The organism is Novosphingobium sp. AAP93, from assembly GCF_001296055.1.
Classification (GTDB): domain Bacteria; phylum Pseudomonadota; class Alphaproteobacteria; order Sphingomonadales; family Sphingomonadaceae; genus Novosphingobium.
In genome coordinates, this window is the sequence record NZ_LJHZ01000035.1 from 1 (window position 1) to 24,598 (window position 24,598).

The following is a 24,598-nucleotide window of genomic DNA, read 5'->3' on the forward strand; positions in this document are numbered from 1 at the left end:
TCAACGACACCGCCATCATCGGCGGCGGAAACCTCGGCAACCTCGGCGCAGAGTGGGGCCTGATCTGACGCCGGGCCTCGGCGCGGAGAGAGCAGGCATGGGCAGCTCCTGCCCAGCGTTGCCTCTCTCCGCCGCCTGATCCGTAATCACCCTTATTCGTCGCGCAGCGGGTGCGGCTTATCCCCGGCGGTGAGCCATGACCGTCCATTTCTCCTGCACGCAATGCGGCAAATGCTGCCACGATCTGCGGCTGACCCTGAGCGCGGAGGAAGCCGCGGTGTGGGCAGGCAACGGGCACACCGTGCAGATCCTGAGCGAAGCGCTGCCGGTGGTGCCCGGAGCGGCGGACGCGGACGATCCGGGCATTGTGCGTTCATTTGCGGCGATGAGCGGGGAGATGCCGATCCGCATCGCGGCGACGCTGGTGGCCTATCACGACGGGGCCTGCCCGCACTTGCTGCCCGACATGCGCTGCGGGAACTATGCGGCGCGGCCGAGGATATGCCGGATCTATCCGCTCGACAGGCTGGCGGGGGTGCGGTTTGACACGCAGGCGAAGGTCTGTCCGCCCGAGGCGTGGGAGGAAAGCCATCCGCCGCTAATCGATGGCGCGCGGATCTTCGATCCCGAAGCGGTGGCGGTGCTGGCGGCGCACCGCGACACGGCGCGGCGGGAGGTGCCGCTGATGGCGGCCTTGTGCCGCAAGCTGGGCATTGGCGCGGCAGCTTTTGCCGGCGAAGGGCTGGCGGTCCACACGCCGGAGCCTGCGGCCTTGCTGGACGCGCTGCACGAACTGCCTTGCGGCCTTGCAGCGCCGGATGGACCGGCCAGCTGGACCATCGTCACCAATCGGGCGGCGACGTTCGCCATGCTGGCCGGGGCGGGCTGCGACGCGGGGATAGTCGCGCGGGACGCCGAGTATCTGGGTTCGTTTCCCGATGAACCCGGCGATATGTCCGGCTAACGCTGGCGCGCGGGTTCAGCCCCGCGTCTTGAGGCGCAGGGCATCCCAGCTGATGTCGCCGGTCCAGCCGCCATCGACCGGCAAGGCGACGCCATTGATGAAGGCGGCGGCGTCGGAGGCGAGGAAGGTGATCGCCTCGGCCACGTCCCCCGGCATGGCGAAACGGGCTTGCGGCACGCGGTTTTCGATATCGGCGTTGGTGTAGGCGCCCGAGCCCATGTCCTTGACGTCCATCTCGGTCTTGATCCAGCCGGGGCAGACGGCGTTGACGCGCACGCCGCGACCGCCCCATTCGCCCGCAAGGGTGCGGGTGAGGCCGACGAGACCGTGCTTGGAGGTGTTGTAGGCGGAGCGGTGGATCACCCCACCGAGGCCCGCGACCGAGGCGACGTTGACGATGGCGCCTTTGCCGGCACTCAGCATCTGCTTGCCGAAGGCGCGGCAGGTAAGGAAGGGCCCTTGCAGGTTGATCGCCATCATGCGCTGCCACTGATCGAGCGTGGTATCCTCGGCGGGCTGGATCATCGAGATGCCGGCGTTGTTGACGAGAACCTGCGCGCCGCCGAAGTCTGCCGCGATGCGCCCGGCCATGTCCTCGACGAAGGCCTCGCTTGAGATGTCTCCGCTGATGGCGACCGCATGCGGGCCGATGGCGGCGGCCTGCGCGGTCACATCCTGCACATCGGTGAGGACGACGCGGTAGCCGGCGGCGGCGAGGCGGCGGGCGGTGACGAGGCCGAGGCCCTGCGCGGCGCCGGTGACGATGGCAGTGTTCATCGGGTTTCCTTTGACGAGAAGAAAGCCGGGTATTCGGCGCGCCAGAAATCGCAACTGTATTCGGACCATGCGTCGAAGGGACGGATGGGACCGACCTCGAAACGTATCACGTGGCCGGGGCCCGTGGCGGGCCATTGCTGCGGGGTGGGATTGCCCCGCAGGAAGGCGGCCCATGTCGCGACGACGAGGTCAGCCAGTTCCTGCGAGGCAGGGCTCAGATCAGGCGCAGACATGGCCGAGGTGTTGGAGAAATTGGGGAACAGCGCGTTGAGCTCGGCGGAATGGACGGCGCCGAGATTGAAGCCGGGTTCGGGGCTGATGGGAATCGAGACGCCGCGTGACGGCGCGGTGCGGTCGGCGTATTCCCACTGAAAGACGGGGGTGTATGCGCGGAGCAGGCGGCCGCTTTCGAGCATCAGACAATGGGTGATGCCGAGGCCGGGCATGAAATCGGTCATCAGCGAGCCGAGGGTTTCGGCGGGTTGTTCGCCGGGCTTGAGCGGGTAGCGGGCGAGGACCTTGTCGGCCTTGTCGCCGTAGATCGCGCGGACGGCGGCGGGGTAGCTCTCGGCGGTGATCTTGGCGCCGCCCTGCACGTCGTAGCCGACATAGAGGCGCATTTCATCGCGGGTGAAGCCGTTGAGGACGGGCACTTGGAGGAACTGGCCGGACTCGAGCGCGGCCATTGTGGCGTTCGGCTGCGTGGCGTTGCCGGTGAAGGGGGCGAAGGCGAGGAGTTCGCCACTGGAGGCGCGGGTCCCGGCGGCGATGAGCGCCTGCGGGTCGATGGTCTTGAGGCAGGCGAGATCGGTGCAACCCGCTTGATGCGCGACTTTGGCGGTGAAGGCTTCGGCTTGGCTGAGGGTGCGCAGGGGCGTGCCGCAGGCGGCGCTCTGGATGATGGCGCGGTGGAACAGGCCGCGCGTCTGCTCAGGTGCCATGAGGTGCATGCAGACCGAGGCGGCACCGGCGGATTCGCCTGCGAGGGTGATGTTGTCAGGATCGCCGCCGAAGGCTGCCACGTTGGCTTTGACCCAGCGCATGGCGAGGCGCTGGTCTTCGAGGCCGAGGACGTGGCCTGCGCCGGATGTGCCTGCCGGAGGGGCCATGAAGCCGAACACGCCGAGGCGGTAGTTCACGCTCACCACGACGGCGTCCATGCCCCTGGCGAGGCGGTCCAGCCGGTAGAGCGAGGCCGCGCCGCCGACGAAGGCGCCGCCGTGGATATAGACGAGGACCGGGCGCTTGGCGGCCTTGGCGGTCGGCAGGCTTACGTTGAGCGTGAGGCAGTTTTCCTCGTCGCTGCGTTCGGTGAGGCCGTAGCGCGCGGCCTGCGGGCAGGCGCCGCCGAAGTGCATCGCGGGGAGGACGCCGGTCCAGGGCGCGGCGGGCTGCGGCATGGACCAGCGGGCCTCGCCGGAGACGGGGGCGGCATAGGGGATGCCGCGGAATTCGAGGACGCCATTGCGGATGAAGCCTTCGACTTTGCCCGAAGCGGTGGTGATGACTTCGCCTTGCGGCGCAGATTGGGCAGCGGCGGGGGCGGCAAAGAGGAGTGCGAGGAGCAAGGCTAGGGCGCGGATCATCGGCAAGGTCCATTGCGGTTCGCGGCCTTGGTACGCATGAGGGCGCGCCTTGCAAGCCTTCCGGATTCCGCCTGCCGGAGCGCTCTCATTTTTGGGGGGCGCGAATTTGAGGCAGGTCAAAGCCTGCGCAGGGCCGCGTGGGTCATCTTCTCCGGCGGAAGAGGAGAATGGACATGGTCGAGACGCTGACGGGCACCAACCGCTCCAAGGGCATCACCTATGATGCGCTGCTGGACATGGACACGCATGCGGTGCCGGAACGGCTGCGCGAGGACTGCCCGATCGCGCCGGGGCCGACGATCGTCGATCCCAGCATCTACTATTCGCGCGATTTCTTCGATCTGGAAGTGGAGCGGCTGTGGAAGCGGGTTTGGCAGATGGCCTGCCACGAGGACGACATTCCGAACGTGGGGGACAGCCATGTCTATGACATCGCGCATCTCTCCTACATCGTGGTGCGGACCGGGCCGGACGAGATCAAGGCCTTCCCCAATGCCTGCCTACACCGCGGCCGCGCGCTGCTGACCGAGGACAGCAAGGGGCTGCACAGCTTCCGCTGCCCGTTCCACGGCTGGAACTGGGGCATCGACGGCGCGCTGAAGGAAGTGCCGTGCCAGTGGGACTTCCCCTCGGTGAGCGCAAAGACGCACAGCCTGCCGCCGGTGCGCGTGGGGCGCTGGGGCGGCTGGGTGTTCATCAACCCGGATGACAAGGCTGGGGCCTTCGAGGACTTCCTCGGCGATATCGACCGGCACTTCCAGCCGATCCCGTTCGAGCGCCGCTACAAGGCGGTGCATGTCGCCAAGAAGCTGCGGTGCAACTGGAAGGTGGCGCAGGAAGCCTTCATGGAGGCCTACCACGTGGTGGCGACGCACCCGACGCTGCTCGACGTGATGGGCGACGCCAATTCGAAGTATGACGTGTTCGGCAACATGTCGCGCGCGATCTCGCCCAATGGCCTCCTTAGCCCGCACGTGAACCCGACGCTGGTGGCGGAGCCGCTGGAGGGCGCGAAGACTTATGCCAACGTGCGCCACGCGCTGTCCGGCAATGTCTATGAGCGGCTGGGCGAGGACCGCGTGAAGGTGACGGCGCGCGACGGGCGGACGGGCATTTTCGACCATCAGGCGCACCATCTCGGCGGCGAGCTTGATCACGCCGATGTGCAGCTGTGCGACTGGGTGGGCGGAAGGCTGCCCGAAGGCTGGGAACTGGAGGAAGACCACACCACCAGCGGCCCGGTCGAGGACCGCCGCAAGGCGATGGCCAATGAATCGCGCGAGCGCTGGCGCGGTTTGCTGGGCGACGAGGTGGACGCAATGTCCGACGCGGAATTCGTCGACACGATCTACTACAATCTCTTCCCCAACATCAGCCCGTGGGGGTGCCTGAACCCCATTTTCTACCGGTTCCGCCCGCTGGGCGACAATCCGGAGGAATGCATCCACGAGACGATGTTCATGATGCCGGTGAAGAAGGGCGAGCAGCGCCCTGCCCCGGCCAAGGTGCATTGGCTCGACTTCGACGACGATTATTGCGACGCAGCGCAGCTGGGCATGCTGGCCAAGGTGTTCAACCAGGACGTGGTCAACCTGCCGCACGTGCAGCGGGGGATGAAGTCGATCAAATCGAAGGAGATCGTCTTTGCCAACTACGGCGAGACGAAGATCAGGCACTTCCACCAGCTGCTGAACGAGCAACTTTCGCGTTGATCCGTGTTGCAGTCCGGTTGAAACAGGGTGCCGCCAAGCAAAAATGACAATTGCAGGCAGGGCTGCCGGAGATCAGTCTCCGTGGGAATAGGCCTGCCCCGGGATTCGAGGATAAGACCATGTCACGTGAACAGCTGATCGAAATGACCCGTTCGCTTGTCGCCCACGGCGATGCAGGCACGATGGAACTCGCGGACGAGGTCGTGCGCATCCCCGCCTCGACCTATACCGACGAGGCGCTCTTCGAGCGCGAGAAGAAGCAGATCTTCCGCCGCCTGCCGCTGATGGTCGCGCCTTCGTGCGAGCTGCCCAATCCCGGTGACTACAAGGCGATGGACATTGCCGGCGTGCCGCTGCTGCTGACCCGCCAGCGTGATGGGTCGGTCGGCGCGTACCTGAATATGTGCTCGCACCGCGGCAACCCGGTCGCTTCCGGCAGCGGCAATGCCACCCGGTTCACCTGCGGCTATCACGGCTGGACCTTCAAGAACGACGGCGCGCTGATCGGCGTGGCGAGCCCGCAGGATTTCGGCGCGGTGGACAAGGCGGCGCTGTGCCTGACGAAGTTCCCGGTCTATGAAAGCGCGGGGCTTATCTGGGCGACGCTCGATCCCAAGTCCAAGCTTTCGATCGCGGATTACCTGTGCGGTTATGACGGGTTGTTGGAAGCGTTCGGGTTCAAGGATTGGTACCTGTTCAGCCAGCGCACGCTTTCGGGGCCGAACTGGAAGACGGCTTACGACGGCTACCTCGATTTCTACCACCTGCCCGTGCTCCACGCGAACACGTTCGGGGCGGATTTCTACAACCGCGCCAACTACTTCGAGTTCGGGCCGCACCAGCGGCTCTCGACCCCTTCGCGCTATGCAATCAAGGTGCAGTCCGACGACGACGGCCAGATCGACCTAGCCGCGCTTTCCGACGAGCAGATCCCGGACGAAGTGCTGGTGCAGGGCGTGTGGACGATCTTTCCGCATATCTCGATCGCCAGCTTCTACGGCGGCGGCCTGCGCGGCGCGATGATCAGCCAGCTCTTCCCGGGCAACAAGGTGGGCGAGAGCTACACCACCCAGTTCTACGTGATGGAGAAGAAGCCCTCGGACGAGGTGGCCATCAAGGCCGCGCACGAGCAGTTCGATTTTCTCGAGATCGTGGTGCGCGACGAGGACTACAAGACTGGCAAGCGCCAGCACGAGGCGCTGCAGAGCGGGCTGATGAAGGACGTGCTGTTTGGCCGCAACGAGCGCGGCGGACAGGTGTTCCACACCTGGGCGGCGAAGCTGCTCGAGGCGACCGACGACGAACTGGTCGAGATGTTCGCGCGTGAGGCACAGCGCGAAGCCGCGGAGTGATCCTGATGATGGCTGCGGCGTGATTGCGCCGCAGCCCCAGCAGGCATAGGCTGGCCTTCCCGGGGCAAGGGAGGGAACATCATGCGTTTGTATCGGGTGCTGGCACTGGCCTTGCTGGCTGGCGGGGCAGCGACGGCTGCGACGACATTGCACCATGCGCCGCGCTCCGACGCGGCAGCGCTGGCGATGCTCGATCCCTCGCGCCTGGCGGCAGCGGCTTGTGCCGAACGGGCGCGCGCGAACACGCCGATCTTGTTGCGGCGGTTGCAGCAGGCGGCCGCACTGATGGGGCCGGTCGTGCCGGGCAAGTTCCCGCTTTACGGCGGCGTGCCGCGATCCGCACTGGAGCCGGGCGGGATGACGCCGGAGGCGCGGCCATGGTTCGATCAGGGCCTCGAGATGGCCTACAATTTCAACCATGCCGCGGCGGTCGCCTCGTTCCGCAAGGCGCAGGCGCTCGCGCCCGGATGCGCGCTGTGCTTCTGGGGCGAGGCGCTGGTGCAGGGGCCGAATATCAATGCGCCGATGGAGGCCAAGGCGCTCGCGCCGACGCTGACGGCGCTGGCCAAGGCGCAGGCCCTGGCGCCGGGCATGCCGGCGCTGGACCGGGCCCTGGTCGGCGCATTGGCGGCGCGCTATTCGGCAGACCCGAAGGCGGACCGGGCGGCGCTGGATGCGGCCTATGCCGATGCCATGCTGAAGCTGGCGGACAACGTTCCGGGCAACGATGATATTGCCGTGCTCGCGGCAGAAGCGGCGATGGACACGACCCCCTGGAACTACTGGCAGCCGGGCCGCGCACAGCCGCGGGCGCGCATCGACAAGGCGGTGGCGCTGGTCGAGGGGGTGCTGGCGCGGCATCCGGGGCACCAGCAGGCCGCGCATCTCTACATCCACCTGATGGAGAACTATGTCACCCCGGTGCGGGCCGAGAAGGCGGCGGATGCCCTGACGATGAACGCGATGCCCGAGGCGGGGCACCTCGTCCACATGCCGGGGCACATCTATTACCGCATCGGGCGCTACAAGGATTCGATCCGGGCCAATGTGGCGGCGGCGAAAGCGGACGAGGCCTATCTGGCGCGGGTGCCTGACGATGGCATGTATCGCTACGGCTATTACCCGCACAACGTGCATTTCATCGTGACCTCGGCGCAGCAGGCGGGCGATCTGGGGCTGGCGGTGGCGCAGGCGCGCAAGCTCATGCGGATCATTCCCGAGGACAAGGCGGTCGAACTCGGCTGGATCGAAGCGGTGGTCGCCGCGCCTTCGTTCGCCTTTGCGCAAGGGGGGACGCCGGCGCAGATCTTCGCGCTGCCGAAGCCGACGGCGCGCCTGCCCTATGTGCGGGCGATGTGGCACTATGCGCGGGGCGTGGCGTTCGCTCGGCTGAAGCAGGCGGGGCCGCTGGAGGCCGAGCTGTCGGCGATGGAGCGGCTCACCACCGATCCGGGGATCAAGGCGGTGGAAGGGACGGGCCTGCCCGCGACCGACCTGATCCATCTGGCGCAGCACGTGATGCGCGGGCGGCTGGCCTATGCACGCGGGGACTTTGCTGCGGCAGCGGAGGCCTATCACAAGGCGCAGGCAATCGAGGGAACGCTGCCCTATCAGGAGCCGCCGTTCTGGTACTATCCGGTGGGCCAGTCACTGGGCGCGGCCTTGCTGGCGGCGGGCAAGGCGAGCGAGGCGCGCGAGGCGTTCCAGCAGGCGCTGCTGGTTGCGCCGGGTAATGGCTGGGCTCTGTGGGGGCTGGCCAAAGCCGAGCGGGCGCTGGGGCATGAGCTGGAAGCGCGCGCGGCAGAGGCGGCGTTGGACCGGGCGTGGCTGGGGGATCGGCGCTTGCTGACGCTGGAGCGGCTTTAGGACGCGACGGCGAGTTGGTTGCGACCCGCGTTCTTCGCATCATAGAGCGCCCTGTCAGCACGGGCGAACAAGTGATCGAGGCTCTCGCCCAGGCGAGAGACGGCGATGCCGAAACTGGCAGTCATGCGGGTAAGGCCCGCCGGCGTGATCAGCGGTAGCGCTTCGAGCCGCTGCCGGATGACCTCGACAACCGCTTCTCCGTCGCTGCAAGCGTCGCCGCCTTGCTGCAAGGGGAGGAGCAGCCCGAATTCCTCGCCACCGATGCGGGCGACCAGCGCGTCACCGGGCGCGGCGGCAGCAATGATCGCGGCGGCATGCTGCAGGGCGAGATCGCCACCGGAATGACCGAGGCTGTCGTTGATGTGCTTGAAATGGTCGATATCCACCATGACCAGCATTTGCACCGTGCCGCTTTCCAGTTGCGCAGTGGCCTGCTCGACAAAGGCGCGGCGATTGTCGAGCTTCGTTAGCGAATCCTGTCGGGCGAGCAGGTTGAGTTGCTGGTTGAGCCGTTCCATCCGCCGCGCGGTCCAGATGAAATAGATGAAGGACGGCGGTGCGACGGCAGCGGGGATGCAGAAGGCGATCAGCATTGCGTGCTCGTAGCTTACACCGCCGTCTGTCTGGAACGAGGCGTGTGTAGCCGCCAGCGAGCAACCGATAGACAGACCCACGACGAGAATGCCGGCAATGAGCATTCGGGCCGGGCTAGAAGTGATTTTCCAGGCCACAGTCGGAGGATATGCACCATCCCTTAACGTTCGGTTGTACGCTGCCTGCAGCTTGCCACAGATTTCGGGACAACATCGCTTAAACCAAAGCCTCAGCCATCCTTGTAATAATAGCTGTAGCCGTTGATCGCGGGGGCGCCGCCGAGGTGGGCGTAGAGGACGCGGGAGCCTTCGGGGAAGAAGCCCTTGCGGGTGAGGTCGATCATGCCCTGCATCGATTTGCCCTCGTAGACCGGGTCGGTGATCATCGCTTCGGTGCGGGCGGCGAGGCGGATGGCCTCGTTGGTTTCGTCCGAAGGCACGCCATAGGCCGGGTAGGCGTAGTCCGGGTTGATGACGATCTCGTCCTCTCGAATCGTGCGGCCGAGGCCGACAAGTTCCGCCGTGTTGTCGACGATGGAGCGGACCTGTGCACGGGTCTGCTCGAGTGTGCCGGAAGCGTCGATGCCGATGACGCGGTCGGCGCGGTCCTGCGCGGCGAAGCCGACGATCATGCCGCCCTGCGTCGAGCCGGTGACGACGCAGACGACGATGTAGTCGAACTGGAAGCCGAGTTCGGCCTCCTGCGCGGCGACTTCTTCCGCGAAGCCGACGTAGCCCAGTGCACCATACTTGTGGACCGAGGCGCCGGCGGGGATCGGATAGGGCTTGCCGCCGGCTGCCTTGACGCTTTCGATGGCGTCTTCCCAGCTCTGGCGGATGCCGATGTCGAAGCCGTCATCGACGAGGCGGCTGTCCGCGCCCATCAGGCGGGTGAGCAGGATGTTGCCGACGCGGTCGTAGACGGCATCGTAGTGCGGGACCCACTTTTCCTGCACGACGACGCATTTCATGCCGAGCTTGGCCGCGGTGGCGGCGACCATTCGGGTGTGGTTGGACTGGACGCCGCCGATGGAGACGAGCGTGTCGGCGCCCGAGGCGATGGCGTCGGGAACGATGTATTCGAGCTTGCGCAGCTTGTTGCCGCCGAAGGCGAGGCCGGAGTTGCAATCATCGCGCTTGGCCCAGATCTCGACCTTGCCGCCAAGCGCCTCGCTGAGGCGGGGCAGGCGCTCGATGGGGGTTGGACCGTAAGTGAGCGGGTAGCGTTCAAATTTGGCGAGGAGAGACATGGCGGCTCCGGGGTGTTTGATTCGGCGCGAAAGCTAGCGGAATGTGCATGAAAGGTGCTTGCAAATTCGGCGGTTCAGAAAAGCTATATCGGGAAGAACGGCACTTCAGTTTCCACAGTATTCCGCTAAATGTTCGATCTATGAAAGAACCTTCCATTGAGCTGGACCGCATCGACCGCAATCTGCTGCGGTTGCTGCAGGCCGACGGGCGGCGCTCCAATGCGGAACTGGCCGAGGCGGCGAACATCAGCCCGGCCACCTGCCACCGGCGCGTGGCGCGGCTGGTGGAGGCAGGGGCAATCACCGGGTTTCGGGGCGCGGTCGATCCCGGCATGGTGGGGCTTGGTACGCTGGTGATGGTGGGCGTGGTGCTCGACCGCTCGACGCCGGAGAGCTTCGCCGCGTTCGAGGGCGCGGTGGTGGGGATGAAGGAAGTGCTCGATTGCAATCTGGTGGCGGGGGACTTCGACTATCTGCTGAAGATCCGTGTGCGCGACATCGCCGATTTCAATGCGCTGCATGGGCAAAGGCTGCTGACCTTGCCGGGGGTGCGGCAGACGCGGACGTTCTTCGTCATGAAGGAAGTGAAGGAGAATGCGCCGCTGGGGTTTTGAGGGGGGTCGGCGCAATGCGGAGAGCCTCCCCCCCCCCAACCCCCTCCTCTGAAGAGGAGGGGGCTATCTGATTGCACGGGGCATTTGACACGCCCGCCCTGCCGCTTATCCCTATGGCGGGTCAGATAAAGGGGATTTGCGTGGGCGCAGTGGGGATCGCAGAGACTGGTGGCGGGGTTGAGCTGAGCCGGACGCTGTTGCCGCGCCATGTTTCGATGATCGCGATTGGCGGGATCATCGGCGCGGGGCTCTTTGTCGGATCTTCCACCACGATTTCGCTGACCGGGCCGGCAGCGGTGATTTCCTACCTGATCGCGGGCCTCCTCATCCTGCTCGTGATGCGGATGATCGCGGAAATGGCCATCGTGCTGGAAGGCGTGCGGACCTTTCCGGACTTTGCGCGCGCCGGCCTCGGGCATCTGGCGGGCTTCCTCTCGGGCTGGCTCTACTGGTATTTCTGGGTCGTGGTGGTGGCGGTCGAGGCGATTGCCGGGGCCAAGATCATCGGCGGCTGGCTACCGGGGGTGCCGGAATGGGCCATCGGTGCCGGTCTGACCGCGCTGATGACGGCGGTGAACCTGATGTCGACCCGCAGCTACGGCGAGTTCGAGTTCTGGTTCTCCTCGATCAAGGTCGCCGCGATCCTCGTGTTCAGCCTGATCTGCGCGCTGTGGGTCTTCGGCATCACCGCGCCGCAGGGGTTTTCCATCGGCAACCTGACCGCGCATGGCGGGTTTGCACCGCATGGCTGGGGGCCGGTGCTGGCAGGCGTGGCCTCGACCATCTTCTCTCTCTGCGGTGCGGAGATCGCGACGATTGCGGCGGCGGAATCGCCTGATCCGGCCAAGGTGATCGCGCGGATGACCGTCTCGGTCGCGCTGCGGATCGTGATCTTCTACGTGCTCGCCATCGGCCTCATCGTCGCGGTGGTGCCGTGGACGCAGATCGTGCCGGGGCATTCGCCCTTCGCGACGACGCTGGCCGCGATGCACATCCCGGGCGGCGAGACGATCATGAGCGCGGTGGTGCTGGTGGCCGTGCTCTCGTGCCTCAACAGCGGGCTCTACGTGACAAGCCGGGCGCTGTTCGGTCTGGCGCGCTTCGGCGATGCGCCGGACTGGCTGGTCCATGTCAATGCGCGCGGGGTGCCGGCGCGGGCGATCATTGCCGCGAGCCTGTTCGCTTATGGCGCGCTGGCGGCGCAGTGGCTTTCGCCGGGGACGGTGTTCAGCTTCCTCGTCAATTCCTCGGGCGTGACGATGATCCTGCTCTATGGGCTGGTCGGCATCGCGCAGCTGAAGGAGCGCACCCGGATGGAGCGCGAGGCGCCGGAGCGGCTGACCTTGAAGATGTGGTTCCACCCCTTCGGCACGCTGACCGCGCTGGCGGCGATGCTGGCGGTGCTGGTGTTCATGGGGCTGCAGCCGGATCTTGCCTCGCAGCTGTGGATGAGCCTGCTGGTGGCGGCCTTGTTTGCAGTCGCGTTCTGGCTACTGCGCACGGGAAAGCGCGCCTGACATGCCGCAGGTGATTACGGCAGAGGAAGCCGCGGCGCTGGTGAAAAGCGGCATGTGGCTCGATTACGGGTTCGGCGCGACGCAGGCGGAAGCCTTCGACAAGGCACTGGCGGCGCGGGTGCACGAGCTGCGCGGCGTGAAAGTGCGCAGCTGTCTGACGACGCGGCCGCGCGCGTTTCAGGAGGCCGATCCCGAAGGCGCACATGTGCTTTCCGCCAGCTGGCACTTCAGCGGATACGACCGGCGCCAGTTCGATGCGGGGCGCTGCACCTATATTCCGCTGAACCTGGGCGAATGGCCCGATCTCTATCGCCGGTTCTGTGGGGCGGTGGATATCGCGGTATTGCAGGTCTGCCCGAAGGATGCGGACGGGTTCTACAACTTCTCGATCTCGGCCTCCTACATGCGCGCGCTGGTCGAGAAGACGGACGTGGTGATCGTCGAGGTCAATCCGGCGCTGCCCTATTGCTACGGGCCGGACAATGCGGTGCACGAGAGCGAAGTGGACTTCGTGATCGAGCTGCCGCCCCTCCCCGCACCCGAACTGCCGAGCGCGGTCTCCAGCGAGGTCGACCTTGCCATCGCGCGGCTGGTGGCGGCGGAAATCAGGGACGGGGATTGCCTGCAGCTGGGCATCGGCGGCCTGCCCAATGCCGTGGGGCGCGCAATTGCGGGTGCCGGGGTGAAGGACCTTGGCGTCCATACCGAGATGATGGTCGAAGGGCTGGTCGAGCTGGTGAAAGCCGGGGTCGCGACCGGGGCGCGCAAGCAGGTCGATGTGGGCAAGGCTGTCTATGCCTTCGCCATCGGGACCGCGGATATCTACGCCGCGCTGGACCGCAACCCGGCCTTCGTCGCGCGGCAGGTGGACTATACGAACCTGCCGAAGTTCGTGGCGCAGAACCACAATGTGGTGGCGGTGAACAGCACCGGGCAGATGGACCTGCAGGGGCAAGCGGCTTCGGAAGCGGACGGCTACCGGCATTTCAGCGGGACCGGCGGACAGCTGGGCTTCGTGCGCGCGGCCTATGAGTCCGAGGGCGGACGCGCGTTCCTGTGCATGCCCTCGACCTACGAGAAGCACGGGCAGCGCAAGAGCCGCGTGGTGGCGGGGCTGGCGCCGGGAACGGTGGTGACGGTGCCGCGCACCGATGTGATGTATGCCGCCACCGAATACGGGATGGTCTGCCTGAAAGGCCTGCCGGTGGCCGAGCGGGCCAAGGCAATGATTTCGATCGCGCACCCCGATTTCCGCGAGGAGCTGGAGCGCGAGGCCTATGAGAAGGGGCTGATCCCGAAGCATTACTTCTGAATCCACGCGGAAGGGAGAGACGCGTGAAGGCAGTTTTGAAATGGGTAGGCCTCATCGTGGTGGGGCTTGCGTTGGGGAGCGGCCTTGCCGTCTGGCAGATCAGGACCGGCGGGCTCGGCAATGTTGTGCGGGTGGGGCCGTGGACGACCGGGCGCGACGTGGGCACCGCCGATGCGGACATCAAGACCCGGGCGATTGTCGCGCTGCGGGGCTTGCTGGCACTGCCGGCCAAAGAAGCGCGTTATTTCACCGCCGCGACCGACAGCGCCGGTGCGCCGCTTTCGGGCAAGTGCCGCTATGCGATGACCGGGGGCGACATCGCCGCGCGCTGGTGGAGCGTGACGCTCTATGACCGGGGCGGCTGGCTGATACCCAATCGGTGGTCTCGCTATTCGATCGGCAGCGCGCGCATTCCGGCAGGCGAAGCGGAGCATTGGACGGTACAGATCGGCCCTGACGAGCAGCCCGGCCTGTGGATTCCGACCGGCACCGATGGCCCGTTCGAGCTGACCCTGAGGGCCTATCGTCCGCAGGGCGAGATGGCGCGCGATCCTTCGCGGATCAGCCTGCCGACGATCACCAAGGGGGAGTGCCGACCATGATCCGCCGCATTGCTCCTCTGGCCGTGGTCGCGGTCGTGGCTCTTGGCAGCTATTATGGAACGCTGGCGGCGGCGCCCTATGGGCTGATGCGGCTGGCCGAAGCCAAACTGACGAAAACCGCGCCGGTGAACCACTTCACCCACACCCCGCCGGTGCGTGCCGAGCGGCAGTTCGTGGTGCGGCCAAGCCCGGACCTGCTCTATTCGGTCTGTCCCTATGATTTGACCGCAGGGCCGCTGGAAGTGACCGCCGTGCCAGTGCCGGGGCGCTACAGCTCGATCAGCGTGTTCGATGCGCGGACCGACAATGCCTTCGTGCGCAACGATGAAGAGATGGCCGGCAAGCCGATGCGGGTGGTGCTGGCGCTGGAGGGGCAGGCGGTTCCCGCCGGGGTCGAAACCGTGCGGGTGCGCTATGCGACAGGCATCATCCTGCAGCGCGTGTTGCTGGCCGATCCGTCCGAGGCAGCTGCGGTCGATCCGATCCGCGAGAAGGCGCAGTGCCGAACGCTGGCCGGGTAGAACGGCGCGATCCCCCCGGCCCTCCTCCGGAAGGACCGCGCCCTGCGCCTCACGCCGCCCGGGCAGCGGGCGCAAACGGATAGTCGGTGTAGCCATCCGCGCCCCCGCCATAGATGCGGGCAGCGTTGAGCGGGTTCATCGGCAGGCCTTCCGCGAGGCGGCGCGGAAGATCGGGGTTGGCGATGAACAGGCGGCCAAACGAAGCGGCGTCGATGTCGCCCGCGCTCAGCGCATCGCGGACGCGCTCGCCGGTGTAGCTGCCGTTGGCGATGTAGTTGCCGCCGAACGCCTTGCGCACGATCTGGGGATCGACAATCCGCTGGAACGGATCGCCGCGCGGATCGCTGGGTTCGACGCAGTGGAGATAGGCAAGGCGGCGCTTGCCGAGCTGCTCGGCGACATAGGCGAAGAGCGGCGCGGGGTTGCTGTCGCTCATGCCGTTGATGGTGAGCGAGGGCGAGAGGCGGATGCCGACGCGATCCGCACCCCAGACGCTGGTGACGGCGTCGGTCACTTCGAGCGTGAGGCGGGCGCGGTTCTCGATGCTGCCACCGTACTGGTCGGTGCGGTGGTTGGTGCCATCGCGCAGGAACTGATCGAGCAGGTAGGCGTTGGCGCTGTGGATCTCCACGCCGTCGAAACCGGCGGCCTTGGCGTTGATCGCGGCGCTGCGGTAATCCTCGATGATGCCGGGGATCTCCCCCAGTTCGAGCGCGCGGGGTACGACAAACGCCTGCGGACCTTCATAGGTATGGGCGTGGCCCTCGAGACCGATGGCGCTGGGCGCCACGGGGAGCACGCCGCCGGGCTGGAGGGAGGGGTGCGAGAGGCGGCCGACGTGCCAAAGCTGGAGCATCATGCGCCCGCCCGCGGCGTGAACCGCGTTCGTCACCTTGCGCCAGCCTTCGATCTGGCGCTCACTGTAGATGCCGGGCGCGTTCGCATAGCCCTTGCCCTGCGGGGAGATGTGGGTGGCTTCGGAAATGATCAGCCCGGCGGTGGCGCGCTGGCTGTAGTAGATCTGCTGAAGCTCGTGCGGGGCCTCGTCGGCATTGGCGCGAGTGCGCGTGAGCGGGGCCATCACGATGCGATTGGGAGCCAGAATCGCACCATAGCGAATGGGCTGGAACAGGGGATCTTGGGTCATGAACGCAATCCTTTGCTTGATGGTTGGGGACGGGTAACAACGGTAGGCAAACGGAGGAGGCCCATGGCGGCGAGGAGGCCGACCGTGGCGAGCAGGGCCCCGGCGATCTCCATGGCGGCGGGGGCCGTGCCGGTTAGCGGGACCGAGATGACCATCGCCGCGACCGGCACCACGGCGGGGAACAGGCTGGCACGGGCGGCGCCGAGCTGGCGGACGGCCATGCCGAAAGCGATCAGCGCGACAACGCCGGAGAGCACGCCCTGGACCATGATCTGGGCCATGAGGGTCTGCAGCGGGAGCGCTGCGAGGCGGGTGAAACCACCGCTCAGCAGCAGCATCGGCAGCGCGAGGAGCGTGGACAGCACCGCAACGACGGCGGTGGCGGCGACGGCATCGAGGTTCCAGCGCTTGAACAGGATGGTATAGGCGGACCAGCTGAGGCCGGCACCGAGGAAGAGCAGGTTGCCAAGCCAGACCATGCTGCCGCCGGCGTGGCTCTTGTGGCTTGCGATCACGGCGAGCCCGGCAAGGATCAGCGCGATGCCGATGACTTTGGCGGGCGTGATGCGCTCACGGAGGAGGACCGCAGCCGCCGCCATCGATGCGAGCGTGACGGTGGAGGGCTGGATCACCGCGCCGTTCGACAGCGGGGCGTAGAGATACCCTGCGCTGCTGAGCAGGATAAACGGCGGTCCGGCGAGCAAAGTGAGGGTAAACGCGCGGGGCCAGCCGATCCCGGCCAGGCGGGGAAGATCATGGCGGATCAGCCAGGGGAGCAGGACGAGCGCGGCGGGACCGAAGCGGAGCAGCGCGAAATCCTGCGGGAGTAGCCCGGCGGCAGTGCCCGTCTTGGCGAAGACGAAGTAGATCGCCCAAATGAAGGCCGCGAGCGCGCCTGCGGCAATGCTGGCGGCTAGGCTGGCGGCTGGGAGGGAGAGCGAGGGGTGAACCTCGCCATGACCGGTGGAGCAAGGGGACGCAAGTGCGGTCATGACGAGGCTCCTGGTGTGGCCCGCCCTTTGGGAGGGGGGGAGAGGACGGGCGGGCCAAGCCGATGGGGTCAGCTTCCGGTTCAGGCCGCTTCGAGGACGCCAAGCGCCGGGGCAGCCGGGAAGTCCACGGGGACCTTGGTCACGGCGTGGAGGTAGTTGGTGATCATCTTGTCACCGATGGTGACGATGACATCGACGAGGTTTTCCTTGGTCCAGCCGGCGGCGAAGAAGGCATCGACGAGGGCTTCATCGGCCTGGCCGCGATTGACGGCGATCGAGCGGGTCAGGCGGGCGAGCGCATCGAGCTTGGCATCCGAAGCAAGGCTGCCGGCGCGGATTTCGAGGATCTGCGCTTCCGAGAAGCCGTTCATCTTGCCCAGCGCGGTATGGGCGGCGAGGCAGTAGGCACAGTCGTTGACCTGGCTGACGACGAGGTTGACCACTTCGCGGGCCTTCGCGTTGATCGACGACTTGGCCGACTGCAGCGCGAGATAGGTGCCCAGCGCGTTGTTCGAGTGGGCGAGCGTGGCGTAGAGGTTGGGCACGAAGCCCAGCTGGCCCTTGAGAGCATCGAACAGGCCCTGGTTGCCAGCCGAAACGGTATCGCGGGTCGGGACAGTGAAAGCGGTCATCGTCAGGTTCCTTTGATCGGGGCGGCGTCATTGCCGTGACCCCTTGATGGCCCTGCCCGCCGCGTTCCGGCAGATACGCCGTCGCGATTAGCTCTATGCCGGACAGGAATAGATGCGCGCCAAGCGTGTTCTGCGCAGCGGGATGAAGGAATGGAGTTTTCCCGGATTGCGGCGGAAAACGCCCGCACCGCGAAAGAACCTAAATCGAATGTTAAGTCCGCTTCGCTAGGCAATCGGGCAGTGGAAGGTTTCCCGCTGGCGGAAACGGAAGGACTTCGATGGCGATGAGCACTGTCCGGTTCGATCCGACGGCCCTGGCCGTGCTGGCCGAGGCTTATCCGGCTGCACCCGTGACGTTCGAGCACAAGCTGGCGGCAGAAGGCCTGCTGACCCGCGCCGCGCTGGCCGAGCTGGCGGAATTCCTGCCGGCGGACAGCGTGGAATACAATCTGGGCGACCTGCCGCTGGGCGTCGATCCGGACAAGGTCGAGCGCCCTGCCCTCTCCGCCGCCGAAGTCATCCGCCAGATCGACCGCGCCGGCTCATGGATGGCCTTGAAGCGCATCGAGCAGCATCCGGATTATGCGAAGCTGGTGGACGAGGTGCTGGGCGAAGTGCGCGACGTCGTCGCCCCGCGCACCGGTGCGATGGAGCGCTGCGAGGCATTCATCTTCGTCTCCTCGCCGCATGCGGTGACCCCGCTGCACTTCGATCCCGAGCACAATCTGCTGCTGCAGATCGAGGGCGAGAAGGTGATGACGATGTTCCCGGTGACGGACGAGGCCATCGCGCCGCCGCGCGTGCACGAGTTGTTTCACCTCGGCGCGCATCATCGCAACCTCGCGTGGCGTGACGAGTTCCAGGCACGCGGCCGGGCGTTTGCGCTCCGGCCCGGACAGGGCCTGCATGTGCCGGTGAAGGCGCCGCATTATGTGCGCAACGGGGCGTTCCCCTCGATCTCGCTGTCGGTGACGTGGCGTTCGGAATGGAGCTGCGCCGAGGCCGATGCGCGCGCGCTCAACCACATCCTGCGCCGCGCCGGACTAGCGCCGCGCAGCCCGCAGCAATATCCGGCGCGCAACCTCGGCAAGTCGCTCGCCTATCGCGCCATCCGCCGCGCGGGCGTGGTTCCGCGTCCCTGAGCGATGGTCAGCCTCTACATCACCATCGACACCGAATACGCAGCGGGTTTCCCGTGGCGCGATGACCGGCGCGAGAACTTTGCGCGCTCGATCGCCGGGCAGGTGGCGGACGGCGAGGCGGGCATCTTCTACCAGATGGCGGTGATGGACCGGCACGGCATCAAGGCCGTGTTCTTCGTCGATCCGCTGCCCGCGCTGGTTTGGGGCGTGGAGGCGATTGCCGATGTGGTGGGGCCGATCGTGGCGCGCGGGCACGACGTGCAGCTTCACGCGCATACCGAGTGGCTGGCGATCGCAGGCGCGAACAATCCGCTGGGCACGGCGACGGGGCTCAACATCCGCGACTTCACGTTCGAGCAGCAGTGCGAGCTGCTGGACTATGCGAAGGGCGTGCTGATCGCTGCCGGGGCGCCCGCGCCGGTGGCATTTCGCGCCGGGAACTACGGCGCCAACGATGACACCTTGCGTGCGCTCGCCGCGCTTGGGCTGGCCTATGACAGCAGCCACACGCCGGGGATCGTCGGTTCGCACAGCCGCATTGCGCTGGGGCCGGAGGACCGCGTGCCGGTCAAGATCCACGGCGTGACCGAAGTGCCCGTTTCCTGCATCGCGGGTCCGCGCGGATCGCGCCGCCATTTCCAGCTGACCGCGCTCACCGACGGCGAGATCGGCGCGGCGCTGCGCCATGCGAGGCGGCAGCCGGAGGTGCCGATGACGCTGGTTTCGCACAGCTTCGAGCTCTTGAGCCGCGACCGGTCGCGCAAGAACCAGATCCTCGTCCGCCGGTTCGAGCGGCTGTGTGCCTGGCTGGAAAAGGAGCCGGGCGTGACCACTGCGACCTATGCGGACAATCCCCCGCAGGCCCTGCCCGCCAGCACCCCCGCCGCGCTGCTGCCGCACAACGTGCTGCGCACCGGCTGGCGCTATGCCGAACAGGCCGCCGCCAACGCGCTCTACGGTGCCCGATGACCGCTGCTGTCACCATTCCCTTCGTCGTCGGCTCGCGCCGCGTCTTCGCTGCCACGCGCAAGCTCGACACCGCCTCTTTCACGCTGGCCGACCTGCTGGAGGGCAAGGCGGAGCGCCTTCACGGGATCGAGATCGGCTGCGAGGGCGTACGCGTCCTCTCGGCTCCCGAGTTGGCGATCCCCCGTATCCGCAAACAGCTGCCCGGATACCGGCTCGGCGGCTGGCAGGCCTTTCCGCGCTATTACATCGAGATGGCGGGCAGCTTCGAGGACTATCTCGCGCGGTTTTCGGGCAAGACCCGCTCGACCTTGCGGCGCAAGCGCAAGCGGATTGCCGAGATGGGCGGCGACCGGCTCGATTTCGAGGAGTTCCGCACCGCAGAGGACATGGATCGCTTCGTGGCGGAGGCGGTGCCCCTCTCGCGCCGGACCTATCAGGCGCGCCTGCTCGATGCCGGACTGCCGGAAGGTGACGCCGCGCTCGCCGAAATGCGCGCGCTGGCCCGCCAGGACAGGCTGCGCGCCTATCTGCTGCGGATCGAGGGCAAGGCGGTGAGCTACCTCTACCTGCCGATCGACGGCGAGACCGTGGTCTACGCGCACCTCGGCTATGATCCGGATTTCGCGCAGCTTTCGCCGGGGACGGTGCTGCAGCTCGAGGCGCTGGAGCGGCTGTTTGCGGAAAAGTGCTACCGCTATTTCGATTTCACCGAAGGCGAAGGCGCGCACAAGGCGCTGTTCGCGACGGGATCGGTGCAGGCGTGCTCGTTCTATCTGCTGCGCCCGAGCCTTGCCAACCGGCTGCTGCTGGGCGCACTCGACGGCTTCAACCGCAGCGTGGCGGCGGCGAAGCGGATCGCGGAAAGCAAGGGCGCGATGGCAAGCGTGCGGCGGCTGGTGCGGCGGTGACAGCAGTGGTCAAGGACGGGATCAAGACGGCGATCGGCATGCTGATCACCGACTACCGGTTGAACTGGATCGTAGCTTCGTCGGGCATGCCGGACGCCGCCGGGCCGGACGTGGTGCAAGCGAGGCCCGAGCATTATGGCGCCATCGCGGAGAGCCTGACGCCCAAGGTCAAAGGCGCGCTCAGCTATGCGCGGCAGGGTCTGCCCGGTATGGTCCTGCTGCAGGACGGCCGCCCCGCCTCGGTCGCCCATTTCGCGCGCGCCGCGCAGTATGGCCGCGATGCGACCTGGCCGCTGAGGGCCAACGAAGTCGCGCTGATGGACATCGCCACCGAACAATCCGAACGCGGCCGGGGCCTTGCCGTTGCCCTGATCCGCGGGGCGACGCGCCGCTACCTCGAAGCGGGCGCGGACCGGGTCGTGGCCTTCATCTGGTGGACCAACACCCCCTCGGTGCGCGCCTTCCGGAAAGCCGGCTGGCGCCGCATCGGCTTCAGCGCGGAATGGCAATGGCGCGGCCGTTGGTTCGCGCTGCGCATCCCGCTGCGGTGAGAAATGGTGAGCCCTGCTGGGTTCGAACCAGCGACCTACTGATTAAAAGTCAGTGCATCACCTAATTTCAGCTACCGCTATGCATCAGAATGCTGCCCCATATCTCACTGATTATATTATATTTTCGTTTCTTTTTGAGCCTCGCCGTGTTCAGCTTGTTTCAGGGCATTGCATGATTTATGAAGCCTATATGAAGCTTTTTGAAGCCTAGGGGAAGGCCGAGCCAGAATGCCTAAGCGAAGCGCACCTCTTGCAGCGAACTTTCTTAAGACGGTGAAGCACGTGCCGGGTGGCGAGAATTTGTACCCGGACGGTGACAATCTCCATCTGCGGGTCCTTGCCTCCGGGCATTGGACGTGGGTCCTCAAAATGCGTTGCAAGGGCGAGATGGGGACTTTCAAGGTGGGCGATGACCTTGGGCTGAAAGATGCCCGTGATGCAGCAGCAGTCCTCAGACCTAAAATCAAAGCTGGCTACAATCCGAACGAGGAAAAGCAGCTCGAACGACAACGCCAAAAGTCAGCCAAGCTTGGAATCGGCACACTTGAAGCCATCGTAGATGCGTATTTCGAAACTGGGCCGGGAACCGGAAATCGGACCAAGGCCGAACAGCGGAAGCGCATCAAATCAGTGTTCGCAAGCCATCTCAAGAAGCCGGGCCTCGAATTGGTTATGTCCAAGCTTCAAATTACGGCTGACGCTCATCCCGCAAAAACATCAGCGGCAAGAGCAGTTGCATACCTTAATCCGATCCTGAAATGGGCAGCAAAGCGGGAGCTAACCCCGCATGGCATCCAATTAGAAAAACCCCAAACGCTAGCATCTGAGGACGAGGAAGAGGGGCAGCGCCACCTCACGGAGGATGAGTTGAAGGCGCTGCTACCGCACCTGAATGACCACTATGGGCGATGTGCAAAGTTTATGCTGCTGACCGCCGCACGTCGGTCAGAGGCCACCCAAGCTACGTGGGCCGAAATTGACCTTGAGAATCAGCTTTGGACACTCCCACCGGCACGAAGGAAGGACACCCGGTCGAAAGCCAAGAAGAAGCAAGCGCCGAAGCATCCTTTCAAAATACCGCTATCGGCACAGGCGGTGGCATTGCTTGAAGAGGTGAAGGCGGTCGAAATTCAACGCCGTGAGGTGTTCCAGATAAAGGAGCAGATCACACCGGCAACAAAGGTGTTTTCTGGCGTTCGGGGCGGAAGTCTGGTGAACTGGGACCGCTGGCTGAAGATGGTCTCACCTTTGGCAAACGTGCAGAACTGGTCGGCCCATGACCTGCGAAGGACCGCCTCAACATTCGTTGGCGATCTTGGCTTCCCACCGCATGTTGCGAGCGTCGTGCTTGGTCATGCCAATATCGGGGGGCAGTTGCTCGCCGACTACAACAAAACACGCTATTTCGACGATCACAAGAAAGCTCTTGACGCTCTGGGGGCAATGATCGCAAATATTAAATGATTTTTATTTAAAACCACTTTTGCCTATATTGTGTTTTTACTTGACAGACATCATGCGAATCGGATAGAATGTGAGGGCTTTCAGGAATGGTTTCTGAGGGCTCTCATATTCCATGATGAGGAGGCGATTTTAGTCTAGTCCCTATATGGGTGCGGTTATTGGTTCGCATTTTATCATTGGAAAGGAGGTCAAAAATTAGAGAACAGAGGTGATTTTAATGAACAAGTTTGAAGATCGTTTTATTCGTGAAAGAGAAGTTTGCCATATTGCTGGTGTTTCACGCTCGACAATTTGGCGCTGGGAAAAATCTGGACATTTTCCGTCTCGCATCATTCTATATGGCAGCATTGCTGTGTGGAAATATAGCGAAGTCATAGATTGGTGGCATCGACAAAGCTCTGCCGCTGCTTGAGAATGATCCGCTTCCTGAAACTCAGATTTTTATCTGAGTAGAACACTCAAAGAACCAGACACGGCAAGGCAAAGCTCGACACGCATGTCGGGCAATGCTGAGCCATGCCTAAATTTTTGAAAACCAACCCTTTTTAGACTGAAAATGGAGAATCCAATGCAGAACGAAAGGATAACTAAAATGAGAAATATTTATGACGAATATCATTACGAATCAATCACATAACCCACCAGCACCACCTCACACACCCAATGCGACTGAGCCAATTCCGCTCAATCCATGGGCATATTTATCCAGTCTTGGCTTCAGCCTGATTCCACTAGCGGCTGGTGGCAAAAAGCCGCTGGTGAAGTGGACTGAATACCAAACGACCAAGCCCGACTGGTCGCAGATCGAGCAGTGGCAGCTTGAATATCCTGACGCTAACATCGGGATTGTCACCGGTACCGTCAGCGGCATCTTCGTCGTAGATTTCGACAGCCCCGAAGCGTTCCAAGTAGCGCAGGATCGTGGCCTTGGCGCAGGCGTGATCGCCAAGTCAGGACGTGGCTATCACGTCTACTACCGCCATCCAGAATGGACCGTGAAGACGGCTGCAGGGATTCTCGACCATGTCGATATCCGCAGTGACGGTGGCTATATCGTGGCCCCGCCCAGTGTTCATGAAAGCGGCACAGTCTATCAATGGATCGATGATCCGTCAGGTATCGCCACAGCGTACATGCCTGATTGGCTCAGCAAGCTGCTAGGAACTGATGCAGAAGGTTCATCGCCATCCGGTGCCACCGCACAGGGCGTAAATCACTCATGGGCCATCAAAGCCCTTGAAGATGAAGCTGTGCTGGTTCGCTCAGCGCCCAATGGCAAGCGCAACGATCAACTGAATGCGTCGGCGTTCAAGATGGGTCAGTTCGCTGGCGCAAATCTGATCGATGCCGAGATGGCCAAGCTAACCTTGCTTTCCGCTGCCATGATGAATGGTCTGCCTGCGCAGGAAGCGCAGGACACGTTCAAAAGCGGGTTCTCTAAGGGCAAGAAGCAACCGTGGATTCTGCACAATGGGCAGCCACTGGGCACCCAACAGCTATCCGAAGATCGCTTTGCTCGTGAGTTCACGGACCGCCATGGCGATATCAGTCGCTTCTGTCACACGAGCGGAAAATGGTTTCTTTTCAATGGAAACCACTGGGAGACTGACGGCACCAAGCGTGTGAACTACATGGTTCGTGAAATCATACGTGAACTGAGCGCAGGTGCGACGAGCTTCAATAAGTCGTCCGTGATCAATGGCGTCGAGAAGATGCTGCAATCCCAACCAACGCACTCTGTCGAGAGCAGCTACTGGGATGCGCACACCTACCTGCTGGGGACACCGAATGGCACGGTGGACTTGAAGACAGGCGATCTGCGCCCTGCATGTCCAAAGGATGCCATCACCAAGGTGACTGCCTGTGCACCAGAGGAAGGTTCACCAGCGACATGGCTTCGCTTCCTCGATGAAGCGACAGGGCATGATCCAGAGATGGTTCGCTACCTCCAGCAAATCTGCGGCTATGCGCTCACCGGGGACACCAAGGAACACGCCCTGTTCTTCGTGCATGGTCATGGTGGGAACGGCAAATCCGTCTTCCTGAACACGGTAGCTGGCATCCTTGCCGATGAAGCGTCCCGGGTTTTCCGGAGGCAGTTTCAATTGGGTTATGCCACCATATCGA

23 protein-coding genes are annotated in these 24,598 nt (G+C 64.6%); 16 read left to right on the plus strand and 7 right to left on the minus strand.

Going from position 1 to position 24,598, the window contains the following annotated elements; translation table 11 throughout:
- Nucleotides 1–196 precede the first annotated feature (196 nt).
- The gene (locus IP83_RS07465; protein ID WP_054121589.1) at nt 197–964 is read left to right on the plus strand and encodes a YkgJ family cysteine cluster protein; all 768 of its coding nucleotides are present in this window, start codon (nt 197–199) and stop codon (nt 962–964) included.
- A 15-nt stretch (nt 965–979) separates the two neighbouring features.
- On the opposite strand, the gene IP83_RS07470 is transcribed toward IP83_RS07465, so the two are convergent.
- Complete coding sequence (locus IP83_RS07470) at nt 980–1,741, minus strand: SDR family NAD(P)-dependent oxidoreductase (RefSeq protein WP_054121590.1); 762 nt, start codon at nt 1,739–1,741, stop codon at nt 980–982.
- Nucleotides 1,738–3,327 carry a carboxylesterase/lipase family protein gene (locus tag IP83_RS07475; protein ID WP_197274313.1) on the minus strand — a complete coding sequence of 530 codons (1,590 nt, stop codon included), beginning with the start codon at nt 3,325–3,327 and terminating at the stop codon, nt 1,738–1,740. Before IP83_RS07475 ends, IP83_RS07470 begins: the two co-directional genes overlap by 4 nt.
- A 173-nt stretch (nt 3,328–3,500) precedes the next feature.
- Here IP83_RS07475 and IP83_RS07480 point away from each other — a divergent pair, with 173 nt between their 5' ends.
- From IP83_RS07480 to IP83_RS07490, 3 genes are all read left to right on the plus strand, one after another.
- Entirely contained in the window at nt 3,501–5,039 is a 1,539-nt protein-coding gene (locus tag IP83_RS07480; protein ID WP_054121591.1) for an SRPBCC family protein, read from the plus strand.
- Between the two features lie 119 nt (nt 5,040–5,158).
- The gene (locus tag IP83_RS07485; RefSeq protein ID WP_054121592.1) at nt 5,159–6,391 is read left to right on the plus strand and encodes an aromatic ring-hydroxylating dioxygenase subunit alpha; all 1,233 of its coding nucleotides are present in this window, start codon (nt 5,159–5,161) and stop codon (nt 6,389–6,391) included.
- 81 nt (nt 6,392–6,472) lie between these two features.
- Nucleotides 6,473–8,257, plus strand: a complete 1,785-nt coding sequence (locus tag IP83_RS07490; protein WP_054121593.1) for a hypothetical protein — start codon at nt 6,473–6,475, stop codon at nt 8,255–8,257.
- On the opposite strand, the gene IP83_RS07495 is transcribed toward IP83_RS07490, so the two are convergent.
- Together IP83_RS07495 and IP83_RS07500 are read right to left on the minus strand one after the other, a co-directional pair.
- Nucleotides 8,254–8,988: a GGDEF domain-containing protein gene (locus IP83_RS07495; RefSeq protein ID WP_156309620.1), complete on the minus strand. Its 735-nt coding sequence runs from the start codon at nt 8,986–8,988 to the stop codon at nt 8,254–8,256. The genes IP83_RS07490 and IP83_RS07495 overlap by 4 nt on opposite strands.
- Before the next feature lie 92 nt (nt 8,989–9,080).
- On the minus strand, nt 9,081–10,100 hold the full coding sequence (locus IP83_RS07500; protein ID WP_054121595.1) for a 1-aminocyclopropane-1-carboxylate deaminase: 1,020 nt from the start codon (nt 10,098–10,100) through the stop codon (nt 9,081–9,083).
- Between the two features lie 140 nt (nt 10,101–10,240).
- Here IP83_RS07500 and IP83_RS07505 point away from each other — a divergent pair, with 140 nt between their 5' ends.
- From IP83_RS07505 to IP83_RS07525, 5 genes are all read left to right on the plus strand, one after another.
- Complete coding sequence (locus IP83_RS07505; protein WP_054121596.1) at nt 10,241–10,714, plus strand: Lrp/AsnC family transcriptional regulator; 474 nt, start codon at nt 10,241–10,243, stop codon at nt 10,712–10,714.
- A gap of 215 nt (nt 10,715–10,929) precedes the next feature.
- On the plus strand, nt 10,930–12,231 hold the full coding sequence (locus tag IP83_RS07510; protein ID WP_054121608.1) for an amino acid permease: 1,302 nt from the start codon (nt 10,930–10,932) through the stop codon (nt 12,229–12,231).
- 1 nt (nt 12,232) lies between these two features.
- Complete coding sequence (locus tag IP83_RS07515) at nt 12,233–13,543, plus strand: acetyl-CoA hydrolase/transferase family protein (protein ID WP_054121597.1); 1,311 nt, start codon at nt 12,233–12,235, stop codon at nt 13,541–13,543.
- Nucleotides 13,544–13,566: 23 nt separating this feature from the next.
- Complete coding sequence (locus tag IP83_RS07520; protein WP_054121598.1) at nt 13,567–14,145, plus strand: DUF1214 domain-containing protein; 579 nt, start codon at nt 13,567–13,569, stop codon at nt 14,143–14,145.
- Nucleotides 14,142–14,666, plus strand: coding sequence for a DUF1254 domain-containing protein (locus IP83_RS07525; RefSeq protein ID WP_156309621.1), 525 nt, complete (start codon nt 14,142–14,144; stop codon nt 14,664–14,666). Before IP83_RS07520 ends, IP83_RS07525 begins: the two co-directional genes overlap by 4 nt.
- Before the next feature lie 49 nt (nt 14,667–14,715).
- On the opposite strand, the gene IP83_RS07530 is transcribed toward IP83_RS07525, so the two are convergent.
- The 3 genes from IP83_RS07530 to IP83_RS07540 form a co-directional block, all read right to left on the minus strand.
- Nucleotides 14,716–15,813 carry an alkene reductase gene (locus tag IP83_RS07530; protein ID WP_054121600.1) on the minus strand — a complete coding sequence of 366 codons (1,098 nt, stop codon included), beginning with the start codon at nt 15,811–15,813 and terminating at the stop codon, nt 14,716–14,718.
- A complete protein-coding gene (locus IP83_RS07535) occupies nt 15,810–16,805 on the minus strand; it encodes a DMT family transporter (protein ID WP_054121601.1) in 996 nt (331 codons plus the stop codon). Before IP83_RS07535 ends, IP83_RS07530 begins: the two co-directional genes overlap by 4 nt.
- A gap of 80 nt (nt 16,806–16,885) precedes the next feature.
- Nucleotides 16,886–17,437: a carboxymuconolactone decarboxylase family protein gene (locus IP83_RS07540; RefSeq protein WP_054121602.1), complete on the minus strand. Its 552-nt coding sequence runs from the start codon at nt 17,435–17,437 to the stop codon at nt 16,886–16,888.
- Nucleotides 17,438–17,721: 284 nt separating this feature from the next.
- Here IP83_RS07540 and IP83_RS07545 point away from each other — a divergent pair, with 284 nt between their 5' ends.
- From IP83_RS07545 to IP83_RS07570, 7 genes are all read left to right on the plus strand, one after another.
- Entirely contained in the window at nt 17,722–18,579 is an 858-nt protein-coding gene (locus IP83_RS07545; RefSeq protein ID WP_054121609.1) for a cupin-like domain-containing protein, read from the plus strand.
- 3 nt (nt 18,580–18,582) lie between these two features.
- Nucleotides 18,583–19,548, plus strand: coding sequence for a polysaccharide deacetylase family protein (locus IP83_RS07550; protein WP_054121603.1), 966 nt, complete (start codon nt 18,583–18,585; stop codon nt 19,546–19,548).
- Nucleotides 19,545–20,456, plus strand: coding sequence for a GNAT family N-acetyltransferase (locus IP83_RS07555; RefSeq protein ID WP_054121604.1), 912 nt, complete (start codon nt 19,545–19,547; stop codon nt 20,454–20,456). Before IP83_RS07550 ends, IP83_RS07555 begins: the two co-directional genes overlap by 4 nt.
- Nucleotides 20,453–21,007, plus strand: a complete 555-nt coding sequence (locus IP83_RS07560) for a GNAT family N-acetyltransferase (RefSeq protein ID WP_156309622.1) — start codon at nt 20,453–20,455, stop codon at nt 21,005–21,007. The genes IP83_RS07555 and IP83_RS07560 overlap by 4 nt, the downstream gene beginning before the upstream one ends.
- Before the next feature lie 273 nt (nt 21,008–21,280).
- Nucleotides 21,281–22,471 carry an integrase family protein gene (locus IP83_RS07565; RefSeq protein ID WP_197274314.1) on the plus strand — a complete coding sequence of 397 codons (1,191 nt, stop codon included), beginning with the start codon at nt 21,281–21,283 and terminating at the stop codon, nt 22,469–22,471.
- Nucleotides 22,472–22,688: 217 nt separating this feature from the next.
- Nucleotides 22,689–22,883, plus strand: a complete 195-nt coding sequence (locus IP83_RS19550) for an AlpA family transcriptional regulator (RefSeq protein ID WP_082364577.1) — start codon at nt 22,689–22,691, stop codon at nt 22,881–22,883.
- A 193-nt stretch (nt 22,884–23,076) separates the two neighbouring features.
- On the plus strand, nt 23,077–24,598 hold a 1,522-nt coding region (locus IP83_RS07570), incomplete at its 3' end, for a bifunctional DNA primase/polymerase (protein WP_197274315.1).